The organism is Pseudonocardia petroleophila (assembly GCF_014235185.1).
In the GTDB taxonomy this organism is placed as follows: domain Bacteria; phylum Actinomycetota; class Actinomycetes; order Mycobacteriales; family Pseudonocardiaceae; genus Pseudonocardia; species Pseudonocardia petroleophila.
Map to the genome: position 1 here is coordinate 823,652 of NZ_CP060131.1, position 21,544 is coordinate 845,195.

Below are 21,544 nucleotides of genomic sequence, written 5' to 3' on the forward strand. Positions count from 1 at the left end.
ACCCCGCAACGGGCCCCGTGGGCGCGAGCTGTCGTACGCAGCACCGCAGGAGGGGAACTCCGTGCAGGACCACGACCCGCCCGGTCCGCCGGGCGGGGACACCAGCGACGACGATCCCGAGCTCGAACGCCTCGCCCGGCTCGCCGGGCGGGGCGACCGGCCCGCACTGGAGGAGTTCCTGCGCCGGATCCGGCTGCCGGTGGTCCGGTACTGCCGCAGCAAGCTGCTCGGGGCGGGCGGCGCGCAGGGCCCCGACGACGTCGCGCAGGAGGTGCTGCTCGCCGTCTGCGACGCGCTGCCGCGCTTCCGGCCCGACGGCACGTCGGTGATGGCCTTCGTCTTCGGCATCTGCCGGTTCAAGATCGTGGACGCCTACCGGTACTCGGGGCGCGACCGCTCGACGCCGAGCGACACCCTGCCCGACAACGCCGACGACGGCCCCGGTCCCGAGCACGCCGCGATCCTGTCCACCGAGGTGGTGCGGATGATCGAGGCGATGGCCCGGCTGCCCGAGCACCACCGGGAGATCCTGCACCTGCGGATCGGTCTGAGGTACCCCGCGGAGGAGGTCGCGCGGCTGCTCGGCACGACCGCCGGGGCCGTGCGGGTCACCCAGCACCGGGCGATGCACAAGCTCCGCCAGCTGCTCACGGAGAACCTGGCGGAGGAGGACTGACCTCGGCGAGGCGACGCAGCAGGTAGCGGCGCTCCGGTTCGTTGCCGACCAGGTCCAGCGCGGCGCGGTAGGCGCCTGCGGCCTCGGCGCGCCGGTCCAGCCGGCGCAGCAGGTCCGCGCGGGCCGCGGGCAGCAGGTGGTAGCCGCGCAGGCGGGGGTCCCCGGCGAGGGCGTCGAGCAGCGCGAGGCCGGCCTGCGGCCCGTCGCGCATCGCCACCGCGACGGCGCGGTTCAGGTCCACCAGCGGCGACGGGGCCACCCGGCGCAGCACGTCGTAGAGCGCGACGACCTGCGGCCAGTCGGTCGTCGCGACGTCGGCGGCCTCGACGTGGCAGGCCGCGATCGCCGCCTGCAGCCCGTAGGCGCCGGGCGGGCCGCCGGTGAGCGCCCGCACCACGAGGTCCCGCCCCTCCGCGATCGCGACGGCGTCCCACCGCGACCGGTCCTGGTCGTCGAGCAGCACCGGGTCGCCGTCGGGGCCGGTGCGGGCGTCGCGGCGGGCGTCGACGAGGAGCAGGAGCGCGAGCAGGCCGCTGACCTCGCGTTCCGCCGGCAGCAGGCCGCGCAGGATGCGGACCAGCCGGATCGCCTCCGCGGCCAGGTCGGCCCGCACCAGCTCCGCACCCGAGCTGGCGGCGTAGCCCTCGGTGAAGATCAGGTAGAGCACGCGCAGCACGCCGGGGAGCCGGTCGGGCAGCTCGCGGGCCTCCGGCACCCGGAACGGGATGCGCGCGTCACGGATCTTCTTCTTGGCCCGCACGATCCGCTGGGCGGCGGTGGCCGTGGGCACCAGGAACGCCCGGGCGACCTCCGGCGTGGACAGCCCGGCCAGGCAGCGCAGCGTCAGCGCGGTCTGCGCCTCCAGCGGCAGGGCGGGGTGGCAGCAGGTGAAGAACAGGCGCAGGCGCTCGTCGGGGACGTCGCCGTCCTCGTCGACGGGGACGGCCGGTCCCGCGCGGTCGGCCTCGACCTGCAGCACCGCGAGCCGCGCGGCGTAGGCGCGGTCGCGGCGCAGGCGGTCGACGGCGCGGCGCCGGGCCGTCGTGAGCAGCCAGGCCCCCGGCCGGGCCGGCACGCCGTCGACGGGCCAGCGCTCCAGCGCGGCGGCGACGGCGTCGGAGGCCACCTCCTCGGCGAGGTCGAGGTCGCCGAACTGCCGGACGAGCACCGCGAGCAGCCGGCCCCGTTCCTCGCGGAACACGTGCTCGACCGAGCCGGCCGCCCGCGGCTGCGTCACGGCGCCTCGAACTCCAGGACCGGTCGCACCTCGATCCGCTGGCCGCGCTGGCTGCCGGGACAGCGGGCGGCCCAGTCGATGGCGGCGTCGAGGTCGGGGACGTCGAGGAGGTAGTAGCCGCCGAGCACCTCGCGGGTCTCGGCGAACGGCCCGTCGGTGACGATCCGCTCGCCGGTGTCGGTCACCGCGACGGTGGTGGCGGTGTCGACGCCCTGCAGCGCGTCGCTCGCGATCATCACCCCGGCCTCGGCCACCGCCTTCTCGTAGGCCCAGTAGCGGTCCATCTCCTCCTGGACGCCCTCCTCCGACCAGTCTCCCTCGGCGGGGCCGTAGATCAGCAGCATGTACTTCATCGACGGTTCTCCTGTCACCTGGTGCGGCCGGGACGCCGCACAGCATGACGACGAACGGGCCCGTGCGGAATCGACAGCGCTACTCGCGTTCGACCCGGCGCAGCCCGCGCTCCGGGGTCCACGACTCGACGACCAGCAGGGTCGCGTCGGCGTTCAGGCCGGTGATGACGACCTCGCGGACGTCGGCGCGGAACAGGTCGCCGGAGCCGGGGCCCTCGACGGACCCGGCGGGCACGGCCCGCCCCGCCACCTTCGCGTCCCCGGCCCACGACGCGTGGTCCTCCGGCGGGTCGACCGACGCGCTGTGCAGCGCGAACCGGGGGTCGCGCCGCAGGTCGTCGCCCTTGCGGGCGTCCGGCATCGACCCGAACGTCAGGTCGTCGCCGACGAACTGCACCTCGATGCCGCTGATCCGGGGCGACCCGTCGGCGCGCAGGGTGGCGATGGTCTTGTGCTTGTGGGCGTCGAGGAGCGCGCGGGCCCGGGCGGCGAACCCCGGCTCGGCGGACTCGAGCTCCTTCCAGGTGGCCATGCCCCCAGCTTGCCGTGCCCACGGCGGGGTGAGAGCGGGGCACGTCACGTCGTCGCCGACGTCCACCTCGGTTACCCGCGAGTACCCTCCATGGCGGAAACCGTCCCCATCACCGAGGAGATCGACGATGCCCGAAGCCGTGATCGTCGCAGCGGCCCGCTCACCCATCGGCCGCGCGTTCAAGGGGTCGCTGGCCGGCATCCGTCCCGACGACCTGGCCGCGCAGATGGTCCGGGCGGCGCTGGCGCAGGTGCCCGAGCTCGACCCCACCGACGTCGACGACCTCATGCTCGGCTGCGGCCTGCCCGGCGGGGAGCAGGGCTTCAACATGGCCCGCGTCGTCGCCGTGGCGCTGGGCCACGACACGATGCCCGGCACCACCGTCACCCGCTACTGCTCGTCGTCGCTGCAGACCACGCGCATGGCGCTGCACGCCATCAAGGCCGGCGAGGGCGACGTGTTCATCTCCGCGGGCGTCGAGACGGTCTCGCGCTTCACCAAGGGCAACAGCGACTCGCTGCCCGACACCCGCAACCCGCTGTTCGCCGAGGCCGGCGCGCGCACGGAGGCCACCGCGGAGTCCGGCACCGACACCTGGATCGACCCCCGCAGCACCGGCGACGTGCCCGACGTCTACATCGCGATGGGGCAGACGGCGGAGAACCTGGCACGCGCCAAGGGCGTCACCCGCGAGGACATGGACCGCTTCGGCGTCCGCTCGCAGAACCTCGCCGAGAAGGCCATCGCCGACGGCTTCTTCGCCCGCGAGATCACCCCGGTCACGCTCCCGGACGGCACGATCGTCTCCACCGACGACGGCCCGCGCGCCGGCACGACCTACGAGGGCGTCAGCCAGCTCAAGCCGGTGTTCCGCCCCGACGGCCTGATCACCGCGGGCAACGCGTGCCCGCTCAACGACGGCGCCGCCGCGCTGGTGATCATGTCCGACACGAAGGCCGCCGAGCTGGGCCTCACGCCGCTCGCGCGCGTCGTCTCGACGGGCGTGTCCGGCCTGTCGCCGGAGATCATGGGCCTGGGCCCGGTCGAGGCGTCGAAGCGGGCGCTCAAGATCGCCGGCATGACCATCGACGACATCGACCTCGTCGAGATCAACGAGGCGTTCGCCGCGCAGGTCATCCCCTCGGCCCGCGACCTCGGCATCGACGAGGACAAGCTCAACGTCCACGGCGGCGCCATCGCCATCGGCCACCCCTTCGGCATGACCGGCGCCCGCATCACCACCACGCTGCTCAACGGCCTGCGCAGCCGCGACGGGAGCATCGGGCTGGAGACGATGTGCGTCGGCGGCGGCCAGGGCATGGCGATGGTGCTCGAGCGCCTGAGCTGACCCCCGGACGCACGGCGGCCCCGCACCGATCGGTGCGGGGCCGCTGTCGTGCGGGTGGGGCTGTCGTACAGGTGGAGCTGTCGTGCGGGTGGTGCTAGTCCTGACGCAGGTAGCTCAGCAGGCGCAGGATCTCGATGTAGAGCCAGACCAGCGTGGTCATCAGGCCGAAGGCGATGTACCAGGCGAACTTCGCCGGGGCACCGCCACGGATGGCCTGGTCGGCCTGGTCGAAGTCGAGCAGCAGGCTGAACGCCGCCACGCCGATCACGAGCAGGCTGAAGCCGATGGCCAGCGGCCCGCCGTCGCGCAGCCCGGTGTTGATGCCGAACAGGCTCATCACCAGGTTGAACAGCATGAGCACGACGACGCCGATGAGGGCGCCCATCAGCCACTTGGTGAAGCGCGGGGTGACGCGGACGGCGCCGGTCTTGTAGACGACCAGCATGCCGAGGAACACGCCCGCCGTGCCGACGATCGCCTGCAGCGCGATGCCGGGGTAGATGTCGTTGAAGACGCCGGAGATGCCGCCGAGGGCCACACCCATCGCTGCGGAGTAGAGCAGCACCAACGGGGCGCCGGCGAACTTGGGCTTGAAGATCAGGACGAGCGACACGACGAAGCCGACGATGAACGCCGGCAGCGCGAGCGCGTAGAGGCCCGAGATCGCGGTGAGCGTGCCCAGCACGAGCGCGGTGCCCGCGCTCAGGCCGGTCTTCATCACGACGTCGTCGATGGTGATCGGGCGCTCACCGCTCCCGGCGCGCGCCGGGTCGACCTGCGAGGCCCGGGTGTCGGCGTAGGCGGCGGCGCCGCTCATCGCGCCGCCCTGGCGGTCGAACGTGGCGTAGCCGTTGCCCTGCCCGCCGGGCAGGTTGCGGAACGCCGGGTTGCTGCTGGTGCGCACCTGGATCCTCCCTGGATGAATGCCGTGCATCCTGTCCAACGCGGGACGCTCTGTCGACGTTCCCCGTGATGGTAAAGAGAACATTACGGTCTGGACTCTACGCGGCGGCCGTGTCTCCCCGTGGCGGGTCCAGCGCGACCCCGGCCTGCTCCAGCGCGGCCTCGGTGAGCAGTCGGGCGAACGCGCGGTCGGTCTCCGCGGCCGTGGCCAGCGGCGGCTCGGCCACCCCCACGATGGCGCAGACCTGCAGCAGCACGTCGTCGTAGGCCCAGAGCAGCGCGACCTGGCGCACGCGGCTGGTCGGCCGGCCCGCGCGGATCTCGCGGCGCAGCCGGCGCACGTCGGCCACGGCCCGCTCGAGCGACGGGCCCGGCGCCGCGCGGCGACGGCGCTCCTGCAGCCGCTCCTGCACCGCGGAGACCGCACGCGGGACCAGCCGCAGGGCGGCCCAGAACACCAGGGTCGGCGTCACTGCGACGAGAAGGAGGATCATCAACCCCACCAGGGGCGACCGGGCACCCGCCACCGGGCCGATGTTACGCCCGTCACCCGTGCGTGCGCCCCCTCCCGACCACGGCGCGCACCCGGTCGGCGGCGCCGCTAGGGTCGGCGCGACCAGCCGGCGGCGGTGCCGGCAGTGAGGGTGTGGACGAACATGTGGGCCTTCTTCTCGCGTCGCCTGCGGATGTGGCTGATCCTGGCCGTCGGCGCCCCCGTCGTGGGGTTCCTGCTCGGCAAGATCGGTGACCTGGTCGAGTCCCGGCGCGGGCCCAACGTCGTGAGCCGCACCCTGCACACCGGCCGCCGCTGGCTGCAGAAGCGCAGCACGGGCCCGCTGGCCTCGCGCACCGCGGCCGACCCGGCCGGAGTGCGGGACGCGGGCACGCCCGCCCGCTGATGACCGTGCTCGTGCTCGTGCACGGCGCGTGGGGCGGGTCCTACGGCTTCCGCGCGGTGCGCGGTCTGCTCTCCGCGGCGGGGCACGAGGTGCTGACGCCGAGCCTCACCGGGCTCGGCGAGCGCAGTCACCTCACCGGGCCGCACGTCGACCTGTCGCTGCACGTGCGCGACGTCGTCAACGTCCTGCACTACGACGACGTCGAGGACGCCGTGCTGCTCGGCTTCTCCTACGGCGGCATGGTCGTCACCGGGGCGATGGAGCTGATCGCCGACCGCGTGCGCGAGCTGGTCTACCTCGACGCCTTCGTCCCCGACGACGGCGACAGCGTGCACTCGCTGACCGGCGGCCGGCTGGGCGACGACTCCCCCGACGCGCCGCCGACGGTGCCCGCGGGGATCCGCACGTTCGACGACCCGATGGTCGCCGCCCGCTCCAACCCGCGGCGCCACGCCCAGCCGATGCGCACGCTCACCGAGCCCGTCCGGGTCTCGGTGCCGGTCGAGCAGCGGGGCGTCGGCCTCACCTACATCCGGGCCACGCAGGACCCGGACGGGTCGGCGTTCGACGCGTCCGCCGCCCGCGCCCGCACCTCCGACGCCTGGCGCTACCACGAGATCGCGACCACCCACATGGTCCCGGAGAACCGCCCCGAGGAGCTCGCGGCGCTGCTGCTGACCCTCGCCTGACCCGGCGCGACCGCGCCGGGTCAGGTCCGCGGGCGGGCGAGGCCGTGCAGCAGCAGGTCGGCGAGGTGGGCGTAGGCCTCCGCGTCGCCGAGCGCCGTCCCCGCCGCCACCCGCCGCTGCTGGATGCGCACCATGGTCGCGCTGACGACGTCGCCGACGAAGCCCGCGTGCACCGGCCGGAACGCCCCGGCCGCCATCCCGGCGTCGACGAGCTGCTGGACCCGACGGGCCGCGGCCCGGGTGTTGCGCTCGTACACCTCGGCGGCGGGCGGGAAGCCGGCGACGTCGTCGAAGAAGCGCGGCGACGCGGCGGCGAGCTCGGTCGCGACGGCCCGGAGGTAGGCGTCGACCCGCCGGGCCGGGTCGGTGCGCGCGGCCACCGCCGCCTCCACCCGCTCGGTCGCCCCGCGGAAGAAGTGCACGACCGCGGCCCGCACCAGCTGCTCCTTGCTCCCGGCCAGCGCGTACAGGGTGCGCTTGGAGCACCGCAGGCGGGCGGCGAGGTCGTCGAGGGTGAGGTGGGAGAAGCCCTCGTCGAGCAGCAGGTCGACCAGCTCGTCGAACAGCGCGGTGCGCCGCGCCACCCCCCGCGCCTGCGTCATGTCGATTACTCTAGCCGGTACTCACGTACCCGCTCGAGTACCGATGGAGTCCCGACATGGCTGTCGACCGCCTGCTGCCCACCCAGGAGGCCGAGGACCTGCTCGCCCTCGTCCGCGACATCGCCGACAAGGAGCTGGCGCCGCGCGTCGAGGAGCACGAGCGGGCCGAGACCTACCCCGACGGCCTGTTCGCGACGCTCGCCGAGGCCGGCCTGCTCGGTCTCCCCTACCCGGAGGAGCACGGCGGCGGCGGGCAGCCCTACGAGGTCTACCTGCAGGTGCTGGAGGAGTTCGCGGCGCGCTGGGCCGCGGTCGCGATCGCCCTGTCGGTGCACGGGCTGTCCTGCCACCCGCTGGCCTCGTTCGGCACGGCCGCGCAGCAGGAGGAGTGGCTGCCGCGGATGCTCGCAGGGGAGCTGCTGGGCGGGTACTCGCTGTCGGAGCCGCAGGCCGGATCCGACGCCGCCGCGCTCGCCTGCAAGGCCGAGAAGGTCGACGCGGGGTACCGGATCACCGGCACGAAGGCGTGGATCACCCACGGCGGGATCGTCGACTTCTACGCGCTGTTCGCCCGCACCGGCGAGGGCTCGCGCGGCGTCTCGTGCTTCCTCGCCCCGGGACGGACCGAGGGCCTGAGCTTCGGCAGGCCCGAGGAGAAGATGGGGCTGCACGCGATCCCCACCGTCACCGCGAACTGGGACGGCGCCGTCATCGGGGCCGACCGGCTGATCGGCAAGGAGGGCGACGGCCTGCCCATCGCGTTCTCCGCGCTCGACTCCGGGCGCCTCGGCATCGCCGCCGTCGCCACCGGGCTCGCCCAGTCGGCCCTCGACGCCGCCGTCGACTACGCCCACGAGCGCAGCGCGTTCGGCAAGAAGATCATCGACCACCAGGGGCTCGGCTTCCTGCTCGCCGACATGGCCGCCGCCGTCGACTCGTCGCGGGCGACCTACCTCGACGCCGCCCGCCGCCGCGACGCCGGTCGCGACTACTCCCGCCAGGCGTCCGTCGCGAAGCTGATCGCGACCGACGCGGCCATGAAGGTCACCACCGACGCCGTGCAGGTGCTCGGCGGCTACGGCTACACCCGCGACTTCCCCGTCGAGCGGTTCATGCGCGAGGCCAAGATCATGCAGATCTTCGAGGGCACCAACCAGATCCAGCGCCTGGTGATCAGCCGCAAGCTCGCCCGGTAACGCCGCGCGCGATCTCCCGATCTACGTGTGGCTGTCATCACGTGGGGGGAATGTGGAGAACTCGTCGCAGGGTCTGCGGATGCTCGATCCGGAGCACGAGGTCGTCGTCACCGGCGAGGAGCACCACCAGGCCGCGCTGGCGCCGTGGGCCCCGCGCGCCGACGGCAGGCCGCGCCGGGTCGCCGTGGCGCTGGACCTCGTGCCCGGCACCCGCGGGCGCCGGGTGATCGAGGTCCGGCTCGAGGGGCGCCGGGTCGGCGTCCTCACGGCGCTGATGTCGGAGCGCTACGCGCCGCACCTGCAGGAGGTCCTGCGGCGCCGGGAGCGCCCGGGATGCGTGGCGATGGTGGTGCGCGGCCGGCGCGGGCTGGTCGAGATGCAGCTGTTCCTGCCGGAGGTCGTGGCCGGCGGCACCGCCGCCCTGCCGCCGGTGCCGCCCGCGCCCCCGGCCCCCCGACCGGCGCCCGGCGGGTGGCCGGGCAACGCCGGTCCCGGCGGGTGGCCCGGGCCCGACACCACCGGCCCCGGGCGGGGGCGGCGGCGCAGCAGGCGACCGCTGTGGGTCGGGGCCGGCGTGCTGACGGCGCTGGTGGTGATCGGCTCCAGCATCGGCGGCAGCCGCGACGGGGAGGTGCCGACGGTCGCCGCCGCCGCACCGTCGACGACGACGCAGTCCGCGGCCCCGACCACCACCCGCGCCACCACCCCCGCCCCGACCACCGCACCCGTCGTGGTCGAGGAGGCCGACGCCCCGGTGGTCCGGCCGGCCGAGGTCACCCGGGCCCCGCAGACCCGAGCCCCGGCCCCCGCGCCCCGCACGACCACGCGTGCGCCGGAGCCGGTGCGCCCGGCGCCGGAGCCGGTGCGCCCGGCGCCCGAGCCGGAGCCGGAGCCGCAGGGCGGCGGCTGCGACCCCAACTACAGCGGGTGCGTACCCATCGCGAGCGACGTCGACTGCGCCGGCGGCTCCGGCAACGGGCCCGCCTACGTGAGCGGCCCGGTGCGGGTGACCGGCAGCGACATCTACGGCCTCGACGCGGACGACGACGGGGTCGGCTGCGAGTAACCGACGGCGTGGGCGGCGAGTGATCGGCGCGGATCCCGACGGAGCACGATCGCCGCGGGACGCACCTGCATCCGGTGCGGCAGCCCGAGATCGCCGCGAGACGCGTCGGGTGGTCGTCGGCCCCACCTCCACACCCCCCTCGGAACGATCACCCGGGGGCAGAGGTCGGCGTTCGCCGCATCCGGGTGACCGATCGGCCGACCGATCAGTACCGTTCGGCCTAAAGACAGGCCACCCGTACCGGTCATCGGTAACGGTGAGCGATGATCCTCGATCAGCAAGGGGATCACCGCTACTCCATCGAGGGGACCATGCTCGAGAACTCGACCCACGGGTTGACCCTGCTGGACGCCGCGCACACCGTCGTGGTCGTCGGCGAGGAGCACCACCAGGCCGTTCTCGCTCCCTGGGCCCCGGTCGGCGACGGGCAGCCGCGGCACGTGGCCGTCGAGCTGCGACCGGCCCCGATCACCGTCGGGGCCGACGCGGGCCGGCCGGGCGTCGAGGTGCTCCTCGACGGGTGGCGGGTCGGCGAGCTGGCCCCGCTCATGGCGGAGCGCTACCTCCCCCACGTCCACGACCTGCTGGGGTCCGGCGGGCGGCCCGCCGCGGTCGCGCTCGTCGCCCACGGCCCGCACGGCGACCTCGAGATCGAGCTGCGGCTGCCCGACGTCACCGAGCACGCCACCACCGCGCTGCACGCCGTCCGCCCGGCGCACGAGTTCGCGCCGGTGCCGCGGCCGCGCGACCGGCGCGTCCCGTACCTGGTCGGCGGAGGCGTGCTCGCGCTGCTGCTGGTCGTCGGGGCGACCGTCGCCGGCGGGCGCGAGGACGACGACGGCTGGACGCGCCCGGCCGCGTCGCCCACCACCAGCGTCCGCCCCTCGCCCACCCTGATCCCGACCGTCCCCGCCTCGGTGACGCCCGACCCGATCGCCGAGCAGGTCGTCGCCGACGTCGCCCGGACCCGCCCGCGGGCCGCGGTGCCCGTCACCCCCGCCCCGGCGCCCGCCGTCCCGGCGCCGGCTCCGGCCCCCGCACCGGTGGAGGTCCAGCCGAGCACCTCCGCGGCCGCCCCGACGGAGGACGGCGACCAGGTCGACCTCTTCCCGGTTCGCCCGAACCCGCCCGGGTCGACCAGCTCCACGCCCCCCACCTGCGCCCCCGCGCAGGATCCCCCCTGCTGACGATGAGTTCCGGCCGCCCCGCCGGTCTGCCCTGACGTGACCCCGACGCCGGATCTGTCCCCCCTCGCCGAGCACGTCGACTCCGGGGAGGTCCCCGGCCTCGTCGCGCTCGTCGCCCACGACGACGAGGTGCGGGTGGAGGCGTTCGGCCGCCTGCACGTCGACGGCCCGCCCGTCGAGCGCGACTCGATCTTCCGGATCAGCTCCATGACGAAGCCGGTCGTCGCCGCGGCCGCGCTGCTGCTCGTCGGGGACGGGCTGCTCGACCTCGACGAGCCCGTCGACCGGCTGCTGCCCGAGCTCGCCGACCGCCGCGTCCTGCGCCGCCTCGACGCCGAGCTCGACGACACCGTCCCCGCCCGCCGGGCGATCACCGTCCACGACCTGCTGACGTTCCGCCTCGGCTTCGGCCTGGTCCTCGCCACGCCCGGCGAGCACCCGATCCAGCGCGCCGTCGACGACCTGGGCCTCGCCCAGGGCGCACCGGGTGCGCAGACGCCTCCCGAGGCCGACGAGTGGCTCCGCCGCTTCGCCACGCTCCCGCTGCTGCACCAGCCGGGCGAGCGGTGGATGTACGGCACCGGGTCCGACGTGCTCGGCGTGCTGCTCGCGCGCGCGGCCGGCGTCCCGCTGCCCGACCTGCTGCGGCAGCGGGTCTTCGCCCCGCTCGGCATGCGCGACACCGGCTTCCACGTACCGGCCGCCGAGATCCACCGCCTGGCCACGATGTACCGGCCCGGCGGAGCGGTCTCCGACGACCCCGCGACGGGCGCGTGGAGCCGTCCGCCGGCGTTCGCGCAGGGTGCGGGCGGGCTCGTCTCGACCGTCGACGACTACCTGGCCTTCAGCGAGGCGCTGCGGGTCGGCGACCTGCTGCCGCGCGCGGCCGTCGCGGAGATGACCCGCGACCAGCTCGACCCCGGCCAGGCCGACGGCGTGTTCCTCCCCGACGGGTTCGGCTGGGGCCTCGGCCTGGCCGTGCGCCGCGACGGCCGCTACGGCTGGGAGGGCGGCCTCGGCACGTCCTGGAACACCCACCCCGGGACCGGGGTCACGGGCATCCTGCTCACGCAGGTGGAGTGGTCGGACGGTCCGACGCCGGTGTGGTCGCACTTCTGGCGCATCCTGGAGGGCTGACGCGGCCGGTTCGCCTCCGAGGAACGGCGCGGTTGACCTGCGGCGGTCCGGCGGCAGGCTGAACCGCGAACCTGCGGAGGCGACGATGCCGAGCACGTCGATCACGACCACGGACCAGGACGAGGCCCGTGCCGAGTGCGGGCGCGTCTACTTCCCGCACCGCCTCACGGTCGCGCACGATCCCCGCGGGTTCGCGATGTCGCTGTCGGCCGTCTCCCTCGGCACCGTCTCGGCCGGGCTGCTGGCCTACAGCGGCGAGGTCCGCGTCGAGACCGACGAGCTGGAGACCGGCTACGAGATCAACGTCCCGCTCGACGGGGACCTGCGCACCTGGACCGGGCACGCCGACGTCTGCGCCGACCCGGGGACGGCCGCGGTCTACCGGCCCGACGGGCGCACCCGGCTGCACGGGTGGGCGGGCGGCGGGCGGCTGTTCGGGTTGAAGATCGAGCGCTCGGTGCTGGAGGAGACGCTGGAGGAGCTGACCGGCCGCCCGGTCCGCTCGACCGTCGCCCTCGCGCCGCGGCTCGACCTGCGCAGCGGGCCCGGACGGCAGTGGTGGGGGCTGGCCGGTGCGCTGATCGACCTGGCGGGCGACCCGGACGGCCCGCTGGGTCGCCCGGTCGTGGCCCGGCCGCTGGCCCGCGGCGTCGTCGCGGGGTTCCTGCACGCGGTCGACCACCCCTTCCGCGACCTGCTCGACGAGGTCCCGGCGGCACCGCGGCCCGCGACGATCCGCCAGGCCGTCGACCTGCTGGAGGACGGGCCCGAGCAGCCGTGGACCGTCACCGACCTGGCCCGGCGGGTCGGGCTGACGACCCGCGGGCTGCAGGCCGGGTTCGCCCGGCACGTCGGCGTCGCGCCCATGGCGCACCTGCGCCGCGTCCGCGTGGAGCGGGCGCACCAGGACCTGCTGGCGGCCGACCCCGCGCACTGCTCGGTCGCCGAGGTCGCCTACCGCTGGGGCTTCACCCACCTCGGCCGCTTCGCCGCGGTGTACCGCGAGCGCTACGGCCGCCCGCCGTCCCGGACGCTGCGCGAGGTGCGCTGATCGGATCACCCGGGTGCGCCGGGCGGATCGACCGTGACCCAGGACACACCTAGCGTCGTGGGCGTGACCACCACCACGGACGCGTTCGACTTCAACCCGCTGGTCTCCCCGCACCGCGAGGACCCGCACCTGTTCTACCGCGCGGCGCGGGCGCGGCCGCTGCAGCTGAGCCCGACGCTGGGTGCCTACATGGTGACCCGCTACGACGACCTGCGGACCGTCATCGACGACCCGGAGACCTACTCGTCGGCCCCGGCCGTCCCGAAGATCTACGCGAACGCGCCCGAGGTGGTGGAGGTGCTGCGGCGCGGGAACGTGCCCGAGACCAACGCCGTCGTCAACGAGGACGAGCCCGCGCACACGCCGGTCCGCCGCGTCTTCGACGCCGGGTTCACGGGCGCGCGCGTGCGGGCGATGCTGCCGACGATGCACGAGACCGCCGACGCCCTGATCGACGCCTTCCCCGACGGCCGGGCGGACCTCGTCGCCGACTACGCGATCCCGTTCGTGCAGACGGTGATCAGCGCGATCATCGGCTTCCCCGCCGAGGACACCGCGCAGATCCAGGTCTGGACCGACGACCAGACGACGCTGTGGAACCCGCTGGCCCCGGTCGAGGCGCACCTGGCCGCGGCCGAGCGGATGGGCGACTACACCCGCTACCTGCAGGCCCTCATCGACGAGCGCCGCGCGCACCCCCGCGAGGACCTCCTCTCCGACCTGGTCCACGGCGCGAACGGCCACCCCGGCCTGCCCGACGAGTACACCCACTGCATCGCCCGCGGCGCCGCCCGCGTGGCCGGTTTCGACACGACCCGCGACGCCATCACCTCGACGATGTACGCCGTGCTGGCCGACCCGTCGATCCGGGAAAGGGTGCTCGCCGACCCGGTGAAGATGATCCCGCGCGCCACCGAGGAGGTGCTGCGGCGCGACGCCCCGCACCGCGGACTGTTCCGGCTCACGACACGCGACACCACGCTCGGCGGCACCGACCTGCCCGCGGGCACGCCGCTGCTGCTGCTGTTCGGGTCCGGCAACCGCGACGAGGCCGTCTTCCCCGATCCCGACGCCGTCGACCTGGACCGCCCCAACGTCCGCGACCACCTGGCGTTCGGCCGGGGCCTGCACGTCTGCCCCGGGGCGCCGATGGCCCGCGCGGAGATCCGCGTCGCGCTGGAGCACCTGGTGCGCCGCCTGCCCGGCATGGTCCTGGCGCCGGGCTACGAGCCGGTCTACATCGCCAGCTACTTCTTCCGCGGCCTGGAGTCCCTCGACGTCACCTGGTGAGCACGGTCGGCCGACCGCCGATGATTCCCGGCGCCGGGCCGGGTCTCCTCCCGCATGAACCCCTCCCTGTCCCGCTCCGCCGTCGACGCGGCGGTCGCCGCCGAACGCCTCCGGCTCGCCGACCACGTCGCCGGACTCACCGACGAGCAGTGGCGGACGCCGTCGCTGTGCTCGGCGTGGACCGTCCGCGACGTCGTCGCCCACCTCACGACCACCACCCGGATCACGGTCCCGGGGCTGCTGGTGGCCGCGGTGCGGGCGCGCGGTGACTTCGACCGGATGGAGATCGCCCTCGCCGCCGCGCGGGCGGCGGCCCACACCACGGCCGAGCTGGTCGGGCAGCTGCGCGAGAGCGCCGATTCCACCCGGCGGTTCCCCGGCAGCGCCCCGCTGGACCCCCTCATGGACCTCGTCATCCACGCCCAGGACGTCGCGCGCCCGCTCGGCACGGCCTACGTCTCGCCGCCGGAGGTGGTCGCCGCCGCTCTCGCGCACGTCGCGGTGAACCGGTTCATGGGCGCCCCGCGCCGGCTGGCCGGCGTCCGGCTCGTCTCGGCCGACACCGGCTAGACCCTCGGTGCGGGGCCCGAGGTGCGCGGGCCCGACATCGACCTGCTGCTCGTGGCCTCCGGGCGCGCCGCCGGCCTCGACGCGCTCGACGGACCGGGGCTCGCGCTGCTGGCCGGACGCCTGGGCTGACCCCTTCGCTACCGTGCCGGCGTGGAGCAGCGCCTCAGCCTCGTCACGCTCGGCGTCACCGACCTCGCGCGGGCCCGCGCGTTCTACGAGGCGCTGGGGTGGCGCGGCCAGGAGGTGCAGGAGACCGTCTTCTTCCAGGCCGGCGGGATCGCGCTCGTCCTGTGGGACCGCGCGGCGCTGGCCGCCGACTGCGGGGTGGCCGACGGCCGGGAGGGCGGCTTCGGCGGGATCGCGCTGGCGCACAACGTCCGCTCGGACGCCGAGGTGGACGACGTCCTCGCCGCCGCCGAACGGGCCGGGGGCGTCGTCACCCGGCCCGCGGGCCCGTCCGCGATCGGCTTCCGCTCCGGCGTCGTCGCCGACCCCGACGGGCACCTCTGGGAGGTCGCGCACAACCCCGGCTTCACCCTCGCCGAGGACGGCTCCCTGGTCCTCCCGGACTTCGGGAGCCCCTGACCGGGAGCGGGTCGGACGGCGGTGCCCCCGGTGGGATTCGAACCCACACCGCAACCCTTTTAAGGGGCCTGCCTCTGCCGGTTGGGCCACGGGGGCGTGGGGCCCAGCCTAGGACCCCACGCCGATCAGGCGGTGTGCCCGGCCACGACCCGTTCCTCCTGGTCGTCGCCGACCGGCGGGTTCGCCTCCCGCACGGCGGGCGGCAGGGTGCCCGCGACGCGGTGGAAGTCGGCGCGCGGGTCGTTGATCTGCCCGAGCGAGACGACCTCGCGGCCCAGGAACAGCGCACCCGTCCAGTCGAAGACGATCCGGATGCGGCGGTTCCAGGTGGGCATCCGGCTCACGTGGTACGTGCGGTGCATGAACCAGGCGACGATGCCGCGCAGCTTGATGCCGTAGATCTCCGCGACGCCCTTGTACAGCCCGAGGCTCGCGACCGAGCCCGCGTAGTTGTGCTTGTACTGCTTCAGCGGCCGCTGCCGGATGTGGGCGACGATGTTGTCGGCCAGCGTCTTGGCCTGGCGGACGGCGTGCTGGGCCGACGGGCTGGTCTTGGCCTCCGGGTCGTCCTTGGACAGGTCCGGCACCGAGGCGCAGTCACCCGCGCAGAACACCCCGGGCATGCCCTCGACCTGCAGCTCGGTGGTGCACACGACGCGGCCGCGGTCGTCGCGGGGCAGGTCGGTGTGGTCGAGCATCGGGTTGGGCTTGACGCCCGCGGTCCAGATGATGGTGTCGGCGTCGAAGGACTGGCCGTCGTCGAGGACGACGTGGCCGCCCTCCAGCGTCTTCACGCGGGTGTCGAGGTTGACCTCGATGTCGGCGTCGAGCAGCCGCTCGACGGTGTAGCGGCCCATCTTCGGGCCCACCTCGGGCATGATCCGGCCGGCCGCCTCCACGAGGATCCAGCGGATGTCCTCGCGGTGGATCGTCTCGTAGTAGCGGCTGGCGTAGCGGGCCATGTCGGCCAGCTCGGCGAGCGCCTCGATCCCGGCGTAGCCGCCGCCGACGACGAGGAAGGTGAGCAAACGGCGACGCAGCGCCGGGTCGATCGTGGTGGCGGCGGCGTCGAGCCGCGACAGCACGTGGTTGCGCAGGTAGATGGCCTCACCCACGGTCTTGAACGCGATGCCGTTCTCGGCCAGCCCGGGGATGGGCAGGGTGCGCGCGACCGACCCGGGGGCGACGACGAGCACGTCGTAGCCGACGGTGGTGACGTGCCCCGCCGCCAGCTCCGCGGTGATCTCGCGCTGCGAGTGGTCGATCTTGGTGACCCGCCCGGTGAGGTGGTGGCACTTCTTCAGCACCTTGCGCAGCGGCACCACCACGTGCCGCGGCTCGATCGAGCCGGCCGCAGCCTCGGGGAGGAACGGCTGGTAGGTCATGTGGGGCTGCGGGTCGATCACGGTGATCTCGGCCTCGGAACGGCGCAGCTTCTTCTGCAGCCTCAGGGCCGTGTACATCCCGACGTACCCGCCACCGACCACGACGATCCTCGTGTTGCGCGCCATGACCTCATGTTCCCACCCTCACGGGGGTTTCACTCCTCGCCGGAGAGTGATACCTGTGACGATCCAGTGAAGCCGCCCGCGACCCGACGGCCGAGCCCCGCGGCGGCCGCCGCCGCCCGCAGGACCTCCTCCAGCATCTCCGGGGTGAGCCGTCCGGTGAACGTGTTCTGCTGGCTCACGTGGTAGCAGCCGAACACCCGCAGCGGCAACGGACCGGCCAGCTCCACCTGCACCCCGTGCCCGAACCTCGGCCGCGGCCGCGGCACCTCCCACCTGGCCCCCGCGAGCTGCGGCAGCAGCGCCTGCCAGCCGAACCCGCCCAGCACCACCACCGCCCGCGGCCGCAGCAGGGCGAGCTCGGCGCGCAGCCAGGAGCTGCACGTGTCGCGCTCCTGCGGGGTCGGCTTGTTGTCCGGCGGGGCGCAGTGCACCGGTGCGGTGATGCGGGTGCCGAACAGGGTCAGCCCGTCGTCGCGGTGGACCGCGGTGGGCTGGTTCGCCAGGCCGACGGCGTGCAGCGCGGCGAACAGCACGTCGCCGGAGCGGTCGCCGGTGAACATTCGGCCGGTGCGGTTGGCGCCGTGCGCAGCCGGGGCGAGGCCGACGATCAGCAGCCGCGCGTCGGCGGGACCGAGCCCGGGCACCGGACGGCCCCAGTACTCCTCGTCGCGGAACGCCGCGCGCTTCTCCCGCGCCACCCGCTCGCGCCAGTCGACCAGCCGGGGGCAGGCCCGGCAGTCGGCCACGGCGGCGTCGAGGTCGCCCAGGTCCGCGAACGTCGCCACCGCCCCGACGCTACCCACTCTGCGAGTTCGCCGACCCACCCGGCGAGTTTGCCGACCGCGCTTGGCGAGTTCGCCACCGCCGCTCGGCGAGTTCGCCACCGCCGCCCGGCGAGCTCACCGGGCGGCCCTCAGAGGATGGAGCGGGCGATGCCGTCGAGGATGTCGTGCTCGCTCACGACCAGCTCGGTGATCCCGGCGCGCTCGCGCAGCTCGCGGGCCAGCACGTCGACGATCAGCGCGCCGCCGCCGATGACGTCGATGCGACCCGGGTGGATCGCGCCGTGCTTCGCCCGCTCCTCCCGCGACGCCCCGAGCAGCTCCCCCGCGACGCGGTGCAGGTCGTCGCCGGTGAGGCGGGACAGGTGCACGGCGGCGGAGTCGTACTCGTCGAGCCCGAGCGCCACGGCCGACAGCGTGGTGATCGTGCCCGCCACCCCGACCCAGGTGCGCACGTCGGACACGGGGACGGCGGCGAACGCCTCGTCGAGGATCCCGGCGGCGACCGTGCGGGCCTCCGCGACCTCGTCGGCCGTGGGCGGGTCGCCGTGCAGGCAGCGCTCGGTGATCCGGACCGACCCGACGTCGACCGACCGCGCGTCGGTGACCTGCGCGGTGCCGTCCACCAGCGAGCCGACGACCAGCTCGGTGGACCCGCCGCCCACGTCGACGACGACGAACGGGCCGTCCTCGGCGTCCAGGTCGCCGACCGCGCCGACGAAGGACAGCGCGGCCTCCTCGTCGCCGGAGATGACCTCCGCGTCGACACCGAGCGTGTCGCGGACCATGCCGAAGAAGTCCTCGCGGTTGGCGGCGTCGCGGGTGGCGGAGGTGGCGACCATCCGCACCCGCTCGGCGCCCTTGCGGCGCAGCACCGCGGTGTAGTCGACGAGCGCCACCCGGGTGCGCTCCAGCGCCTCGGGCGCGAGCACCCCGCTCGCGTCGACGCCCTGACCCAGCCGGACGATCCGCATCTCGCGGTGCACGTCGCGCAGGGAGCCGTCGGGGCTCGCGTCGGCGACGAGCAGGCGGATCGAGTTCGTCCCGCAGTCGATGGCGGCCACTCGCGACATTGCCCAGGCTCCTTGTTCGGTTCGTCTCCGGCGCGATCACCGTACGGGACGCCCCGGTCGCGACTACCCTCTCGGCATGACCACGCGCAGCGACCAGGGCGTGCGGGTCCCCGCCCAGCCCGGCCCCCGCGACGACCGGCCGCGGCCGCCGGAGGGCAGCACCCACGTCGTCGAGAACCAGCCGCCCCCGCTCGCCGGTTTCGACGCGCTGGCCTGCGACCCCGCGCTCACCGACGCCGTCACCCGCGAGGGGGCCGGCGACGCGCTGGCCGACCTCGGCACGCTCGCCGCGCTCGTCGCGTCGCCCGACGCGCGGGAGCACGCCCGGCTCGCCGACACCCATCCCCCGGTGCTGCGCACCCACGACCGCTACGGCCACCGGATCGACGAGGTCGACTACCACCCGTCGTGGCACTGGCTGATGAAGCAGTCGGTCGGCTGGGGCCTGCACGGGCGCCCGTGGCTGGCCGGGCCCGGCGAGGGCGCGCACGTGGCCCGCGCCGCCGGGTTCTACCTGATGAGCCAGCTGGAGGCCGGGCACTGCTGCCCGATCTCGATGACCTACGCCGCCGTCCCCGCGCTGCGGGCCGACCCCACCCTCGCCGCGGCCTACCTCCCCGGCCTGCAGACCCCGACCTACCAGTTCGGGCTCGCCGAGCCGTCGCGCAAGGCGGGTCTGCTCGCCGGCATGTCGATGACCGAGAAGCAGGGCGGTTCCGACGTCCGCGCGGGCTCGACGGTCGCCGTGCCGGGCGCCGACGGCACCTACCGGCTCACCGGGCACAAGTGGTTCACCTCCGCCCCGATGAACGACGTGTTCCTGACGCTCGCACAGGCCCCGGCCGGGCTCACTTGCTTCGTGCTGCCGCGCGTCCTGCCCGACGGGTCCCGCAACGCGATCCGGCTGCAGCGGCTCAAGGACAAGCTCGGCAACCGCTCCAACGCCTCGGCCGAGCTGGAGTACCTCGGCGCCACCGGCTGGCGGCTCGGCGACGAGGGCCGCGGCGTCACGACGATCATCGAGATGGTGTCGATGACCCGGCTCGACTGCGTGCTCGGCTCCGCCGCGGTGATCCGCGCGGCGCTGTCGGAGGCGGCCCACCACGTGGCCCACCGCAGCGCGTTCGGCTCGGTGATCGGCGAGACGCCGCTGATGCAGGCGGTGATCGCCGACCTCGCCCTGGAGTCCGAGGCCGCCACCGCGCTGGGGCTGCGCCTCGCCGGGGCGGTCGACCGCGGCGAGCGCGCCTTCCTGCGCCTCGCGCTGCCCGCGTCGAAGTACCTGGTGTGCAAGCGCGCTCCGGCCGCCGTCGCCGAGGCGCTGGAGTGCCTGGGCGGCAACGGGTACGTCGAGGAGTCGGGGATGCCGCGGCTCTACCGCGAGGCCCCGCTCAACTCGATCTGGGAGGGCTCGGGCAACGTCACCGCGCTCGACGTCCTGCGCGCCGTCACCCGCGAGCCCGACTCGGTGGAGGCGGTGCTGGCCGAGATCGACCTCGCCGGCGGCACCGACGAGTGGTTCGACCGCGGCGTCCACGAGCTGCGCATCGAGCTCCGCTCGCGGGAGGAGCGCCGGGCCCGGCGGCTGGCCGAGATGCTGGCGCTGTGCCTGCAGGGCAGCCTGCTGCTGCGCTTCGCGCCGGAGGAGGTGGGGCGGGCGTTCGTGGCCAGCCGGTTCCTGCCCGACGGGCCGTGGCGCACGTCCGGGACGCTGCCGGCGGAGGCCCACATCGACGCCCTCACCGCCCGGGTGACCCCCCGTCCCTGACCCGGCGAGTTCGCCGTCCCCACCCGGCGAGTTTGCCGATCACGCCCGCACGCCGTCGGCCGACCCGGTGGGCTCCTGCGGCGGACTCGCGTTCAGGGCTGCGCGCAGGGGCCCGCCGTCCACCACTCGCCCAGCTCGGCCAGCGCCTCGTCCCCGAACGGGTTGACGCCCGGCCCCGCCGCCAGCGCGTGCGCCACGTGCACGTGCAGGCACTTCACGCGGTCGGGCATCCCGCCCGCGCTCACCGACGTGCCCAGCGACTCGATCGCGTCGCGCTCGGCGAGGTAGGCCTCGTGGGCGCGGCGGTAGGCGTCGGCGAGCTCGGGGTCCTCGGCCAGGCGGTCCTGCATCTCCCGCATCCGCCCCTCGGCCTCCAGGCTGCCGATGCGCGAGTTCAGCCGCGAGCACGTCAGGTAGTACAGCGTCGGGAACGGGGTTCCGTCCTCCAGCCGGGGCGCGGTCTGCACCACAGACGGCAGCGCGCACGGGCAGCGGTGCGCGACCTCGCGGACGGCCCGGGGGGCGCGCCCGAGCTGGGCCGCCACCGCGGCGGAGTCGGCGGAGGAGACGCCGGTCATGCCGGCCCCTCCGTGGTGTCGCGCCACAGACGCCGGTACCAGGGCTCGTCGCGGAACGGGTCCTCCTCGACCTCGGCGGTCGGGTCCGGCGGCAGCTGCACGACGTAGGGGGTCTCCCCCGGCGCGACGTAGCCCAGCCGCGACCGCGCCTCCGCCGCCGTGACGGCCGGGTCGGACAGCCGGGCGCTCTCCCGCGACAGCTCGTCGACCTCGGCCGCGAGCGCCTCCTGCTGCTCGGTGACGGCGGCCAGCTCCTGCTGCTGGGCGACGTAGTTGCGCAGCGGGACGGCGACCGTCAGCGCGAGGGCGCACACGACGATCGCGAGCACGGCGGCGCGCCGCGTCGACGAGACGCCGAGCATCCCGGTGGTCGCGGCGACGACGGTGCCCGCGCGCGACCGGACCTTCGTCAGCTGCGGCTCGCGGGTGCGCCGGCGCGCCGCTCCGGTGCCCGTTCCCGCCGGGCGCGCGGCCCGGCGGGTGCGGGTGCGTTCCTCGGGCACGGCTCAGC

General features: G+C 74.9%; 24 protein-coding genes and 1 tRNA gene. 13 read left to right on the plus strand and 12 right to left on the minus strand.

Annotation, left to right across the window (positions count from 1 at the left end; genetic code table 11):
• Window positions 1-61: 61 nt before the first annotated feature.
• Window positions 62-676 (plus strand): sigma-70 family RNA polymerase sigma factor, encoded by a 615-nt coding sequence (locus H6H00_RS04065; protein WP_185720020.1) that lies wholly within the window; start codon window positions 62-64, stop codon window positions 674-676.
• Here the strand turns inward: H6H00_RS04065 and H6H00_RS04070 are convergent.
• From H6H00_RS04070 to H6H00_RS04080, 3 genes are all read right to left on the minus strand, one after another.
• Window positions 648-1,913, minus strand: a complete 1,266-nt coding sequence (locus H6H00_RS04070; RefSeq protein WP_255425568.1) for an RNA polymerase sigma factor — start codon at window positions 1,911-1,913, stop codon at window positions 648-650. The genes H6H00_RS04065 and H6H00_RS04070 overlap by 29 nt on opposite strands.
• Window positions 1,910-2,266 carry a YciI family protein gene (locus H6H00_RS32125; protein ID WP_185720021.1) on the minus strand — a complete coding sequence of 119 codons (357 nt, stop codon included), beginning with the start codon at window positions 2,264-2,266 and terminating at the stop codon, window positions 1,910-1,912. The genes H6H00_RS04070 and H6H00_RS32125 overlap by 4 nt, the downstream gene beginning before the upstream one ends.
• A 79-nt stretch (window positions 2,267-2,345) precedes the next feature.
• Complete coding sequence (locus tag H6H00_RS04080) at window positions 2,346-2,798, minus strand: pyridoxamine 5'-phosphate oxidase family protein (protein WP_185720022.1); 453 nt, start codon at window positions 2,796-2,798, stop codon at window positions 2,346-2,348.
• 127 nt (window positions 2,799-2,925) lie between these two features.
• Between H6H00_RS04080 and H6H00_RS04085 the strand changes: the two genes are divergently transcribed.
• Window positions 2,926-4,146 carry an acetyl-CoA C-acetyltransferase gene (locus H6H00_RS04085; RefSeq protein ID WP_185720023.1) on the plus strand — a complete coding sequence of 407 codons (1,221 nt, stop codon included), beginning with the start codon at window positions 2,926-2,928 and terminating at the stop codon, window positions 4,144-4,146.
• 94 nt (window positions 4,147-4,240) lie between these two features.
• Here H6H00_RS04085 and H6H00_RS04090 read toward each other — a convergent pair whose 3' ends face one another.
• Together H6H00_RS04090 and H6H00_RS04095 are read right to left on the minus strand one after the other, a co-directional pair.
• Window positions 4,241-5,050: a Bax inhibitor-1/YccA family protein gene (locus tag H6H00_RS04090; protein WP_185720024.1), complete on the minus strand. Its 810-nt coding sequence runs from the start codon at window positions 5,048-5,050 to the stop codon at window positions 4,241-4,243.
• 97 nt (window positions 5,051-5,147) lie between these two features.
• Complete coding sequence (locus H6H00_RS04095) at window positions 5,148-5,543, minus strand: hypothetical protein (protein WP_185720025.1); 396 nt, start codon at window positions 5,541-5,543, stop codon at window positions 5,148-5,150.
• Window positions 5,544-5,687: 144 nt separating this feature from the next.
• On the opposite strand from H6H00_RS04095, the gene H6H00_RS04100 reads away from it, so the two are divergent.
• Entirely contained in the window at window positions 5,688-5,948 is a 261-nt protein-coding gene (locus H6H00_RS04100; RefSeq protein ID WP_185720026.1) for a hypothetical protein, read from the plus strand.
• Window positions 5,948-6,637 (plus strand): alpha/beta fold hydrolase, encoded by a 690-nt coding sequence (locus tag H6H00_RS04105; RefSeq protein ID WP_185720027.1) that lies wholly within the window; start codon window positions 5,948-5,950, stop codon window positions 6,635-6,637. The genes H6H00_RS04100 and H6H00_RS04105 overlap by 1 nt, the downstream gene beginning before the upstream one ends.
• 20 nt (window positions 6,638-6,657) lie before the next feature.
• Here the strand turns inward: H6H00_RS04105 and H6H00_RS04110 are convergent, their stop codons facing one another.
• On the minus strand, window positions 6,658-7,239 hold the full coding sequence (locus H6H00_RS04110) for a TetR/AcrR family transcriptional regulator (RefSeq protein ID WP_185720028.1): 582 nt from the start codon (window positions 7,237-7,239) through the stop codon (window positions 6,658-6,660).
• Window positions 7,240-7,295: 56 nt separating this feature from the next.
• Between H6H00_RS04110 and H6H00_RS04115 the strand changes: the two genes are divergently transcribed.
• The 8 genes from H6H00_RS04115 to H6H00_RS04150 all read left to right on the plus strand — a co-directional run bounded on the left by H6H00_RS04115 (window position 7,296) and on the right by H6H00_RS04150 (window position 15,321).
• Window positions 7,296-8,435: an acyl-CoA dehydrogenase family protein gene (locus H6H00_RS04115; protein ID WP_185720029.1), complete on the plus strand. Its 1,140-nt coding sequence runs from the start codon at window positions 7,296-7,298 to the stop codon at window positions 8,433-8,435.
• 79 nt (window positions 8,436-8,514) lie between these two features.
• Window positions 8,515-9,501, plus strand: a complete 987-nt coding sequence (locus tag H6H00_RS04120) for a hypothetical protein (protein WP_185722932.1) — start codon at window positions 8,515-8,517, stop codon at window positions 9,499-9,501.
• A gap of 311 nt (window positions 9,502-9,812) precedes the next feature.
• Complete coding sequence (locus H6H00_RS04125; RefSeq protein ID WP_185720030.1) at window positions 9,813-10,688, plus strand: hypothetical protein; 876 nt, start codon at window positions 9,813-9,815, stop codon at window positions 10,686-10,688.
• Between the two features lie 36 nt (window positions 10,689-10,724).
• Window positions 10,725-11,825 (plus strand): serine hydrolase domain-containing protein, encoded by a 1,101-nt coding sequence (locus tag H6H00_RS04130; protein WP_185720031.1) that lies wholly within the window; start codon window positions 10,725-10,727, stop codon window positions 11,823-11,825.
• Window positions 11,826-11,910: 85 nt separating this feature from the next.
• Window positions 11,911-12,876, plus strand: a complete 966-nt coding sequence (locus H6H00_RS04135; RefSeq protein WP_185720032.1) for an AraC family transcriptional regulator — start codon at window positions 11,911-11,913, stop codon at window positions 12,874-12,876.
• A gap of 63 nt (window positions 12,877-12,939) precedes the next feature.
• Window positions 12,940-14,166, plus strand: coding sequence for a cytochrome P450 (locus H6H00_RS04140; RefSeq protein ID WP_255425569.1), 1,227 nt, complete (start codon window positions 12,940-12,942; stop codon window positions 14,164-14,166).
• A gap of 54 nt (window positions 14,167-14,220) precedes the next feature.
• On the plus strand, window positions 14,221-14,736 hold the full coding sequence (locus tag H6H00_RS04145) for a maleylpyruvate isomerase family mycothiol-dependent enzyme (protein WP_221775786.1): 516 nt from the start codon (window positions 14,221-14,223) through the stop codon (window positions 14,734-14,736).
• A gap of 150 nt (window positions 14,737-14,886) precedes the next feature.
• A complete protein-coding gene (locus tag H6H00_RS04150) occupies window positions 14,887-15,321 on the plus strand; it encodes a VOC family protein (protein WP_185720034.1) in 435 nt (144 codons plus the stop codon).
• Window positions 15,322-15,343: 22 nt separating this feature from the next.
• Here H6H00_RS04150 and H6H00_RS04155 read toward each other — a convergent pair.
• The 4 genes from H6H00_RS04155 to H6H00_RS04170 all read right to left on the minus strand — a co-directional run bounded on the left by H6H00_RS04155 (window position 15,344) and on the right by H6H00_RS04170 (window position 18,687).
• Window positions 15,344-15,417, minus strand: a tRNA-Leu gene (locus tag H6H00_RS04155).
• A gap of 29 nt (window positions 15,418-15,446) precedes the next feature.
• Entirely contained in the window at window positions 15,447-16,832 is a 1,386-nt protein-coding gene (locus H6H00_RS04160) for an NAD(P)/FAD-dependent oxidoreductase (protein ID WP_185720035.1), read from the minus strand.
• A 29-nt stretch (window positions 16,833-16,861) separates the two neighbouring features.
• Window positions 16,862-17,617, minus strand: a complete 756-nt coding sequence (locus H6H00_RS04165; RefSeq protein WP_255425570.1) for a uracil-DNA glycosylase — start codon at window positions 17,615-17,617, stop codon at window positions 16,862-16,864.
• A 128-nt stretch (window positions 17,618-17,745) separates the two neighbouring features.
• Window positions 17,746-18,687 (minus strand): Ppx/GppA phosphatase family protein, encoded by a 942-nt coding sequence (locus tag H6H00_RS04170; RefSeq protein ID WP_185720037.1) that lies wholly within the window; start codon window positions 18,685-18,687, stop codon window positions 17,746-17,748.
• 76 nt (window positions 18,688-18,763) lie between these two features.
• Between H6H00_RS04170 and H6H00_RS04175 the strand changes: the two genes are divergently transcribed.
• A complete protein-coding gene (locus H6H00_RS04175; protein WP_185720038.1) occupies window positions 18,764-20,455 on the plus strand; it encodes an acyl-CoA dehydrogenase family protein in 1,692 nt (563 codons plus the stop codon).
• A gap of 92 nt (window positions 20,456-20,547) precedes the next feature.
• On the opposite strand, the gene H6H00_RS04180 is transcribed toward H6H00_RS04175, so the two are convergent.
• Window positions 20,548-21,033 carry a DUF501 domain-containing protein gene (locus H6H00_RS04180; protein ID WP_185720039.1) on the minus strand — a complete coding sequence of 162 codons (486 nt, stop codon included), beginning with the start codon at window positions 21,031-21,033 and terminating at the stop codon, window positions 20,548-20,550.
• Window positions 21,030-21,536 carry an FtsB family cell division protein gene (locus H6H00_RS04185; protein WP_255425571.1) on the minus strand — a complete coding sequence of 169 codons (507 nt, stop codon included), beginning with the start codon at window positions 21,534-21,536 and terminating at the stop codon, window positions 21,030-21,032. The genes H6H00_RS04180 and H6H00_RS04185 overlap by 4 nt, the downstream gene beginning before the upstream one ends.
• Window positions 21,537-21,544: the final 8 nt, after the last annotated feature.

Bases quoted from the DNA above. Each gene is read 5' to 3' on its own strand.
- H6H00_RS04115 (WP_185720029.1), top strand. From the start codon at position 7,296: ATGGCTGTCGACCGCCTGCTGCCCACCCAGGAGGCCGAGGACCTGCTC.
- H6H00_RS04180 (WP_185720039.1), bottom strand. From the start codon at position 21,033: ATGACCGGCGTCTCCTCCGCCGACTCCGCCGCGGTGGCGGCCCAGCTC.
- H6H00_RS04120 (WP_185722932.1), top strand. From the start codon at position 8,515: ATGCTCGATCCGGAGCACGAGGTCGTCGTCACCGGCGAGGAGCACCAC.
- H6H00_RS04145 (WP_221775786.1), top strand. From the start codon at position 14,221: ATGAACCCCTCCCTGTCCCGCTCCGCCGTCGACGCGGCGGTCGCCGCC.
- H6H00_RS04135 (WP_185720032.1), top strand. From the start codon at position 11,911: ATGCCGAGCACGTCGATCACGACCACGGACCAGGACGAGGCCCGTGCC.
- H6H00_RS04170 (WP_185720037.1), bottom strand. From the start codon at position 18,687: ATGTCGCGAGTGGCCGCCATCGACTGCGGGACGAACTCGATCCGCCTG.
- H6H00_RS04175 (WP_185720038.1), top strand. From the start codon at position 18,764: ATGACCACGCGCAGCGACCAGGGCGTGCGGGTCCCCGCCCAGCCCGGC.
- H6H00_RS32125 (WP_185720021.1), bottom strand. From the start codon at position 2,266: ATGAAGTACATGCTGCTGATCTACGGCCCCGCCGAGGGAGACTGGTCG.
- H6H00_RS04110 (WP_185720028.1), bottom strand. From the start codon at position 7,239: ATGACGCAGGCGCGGGGGGTGGCGCGGCGCACCGCGCTGTTCGACGAG.
- H6H00_RS04160 (WP_185720035.1), bottom strand. From the start codon at position 16,832: ATGGCGCGCAACACGAGGATCGTCGTGGTCGGTGGCGGGTACGTCGGG.
- H6H00_RS04125 (WP_185720030.1), top strand. From the start codon at position 9,813: ATGCTCGAGAACTCGACCCACGGGTTGACCCTGCTGGACGCCGCGCAC.
- H6H00_RS04080 (WP_185720022.1), bottom strand. From the start codon at position 2,798: ATGGCCACCTGGAAGGAGCTCGAGTCCGCCGAGCCGGGGTTCGCCGCC.
- H6H00_RS04085 (WP_185720023.1), top strand. From the start codon at position 2,926: ATGCCCGAAGCCGTGATCGTCGCAGCGGCCCGCTCACCCATCGGCCGC.
- H6H00_RS04105 (WP_185720027.1), top strand. From the start codon at position 5,948: ATGACCGTGCTCGTGCTCGTGCACGGCGCGTGGGGCGGGTCCTACGGC.
- H6H00_RS04095 (WP_185720025.1), bottom strand. From the start codon at position 5,543: ATGATCCTCCTTCTCGTCGCAGTGACGCCGACCCTGGTGTTCTGGGCC.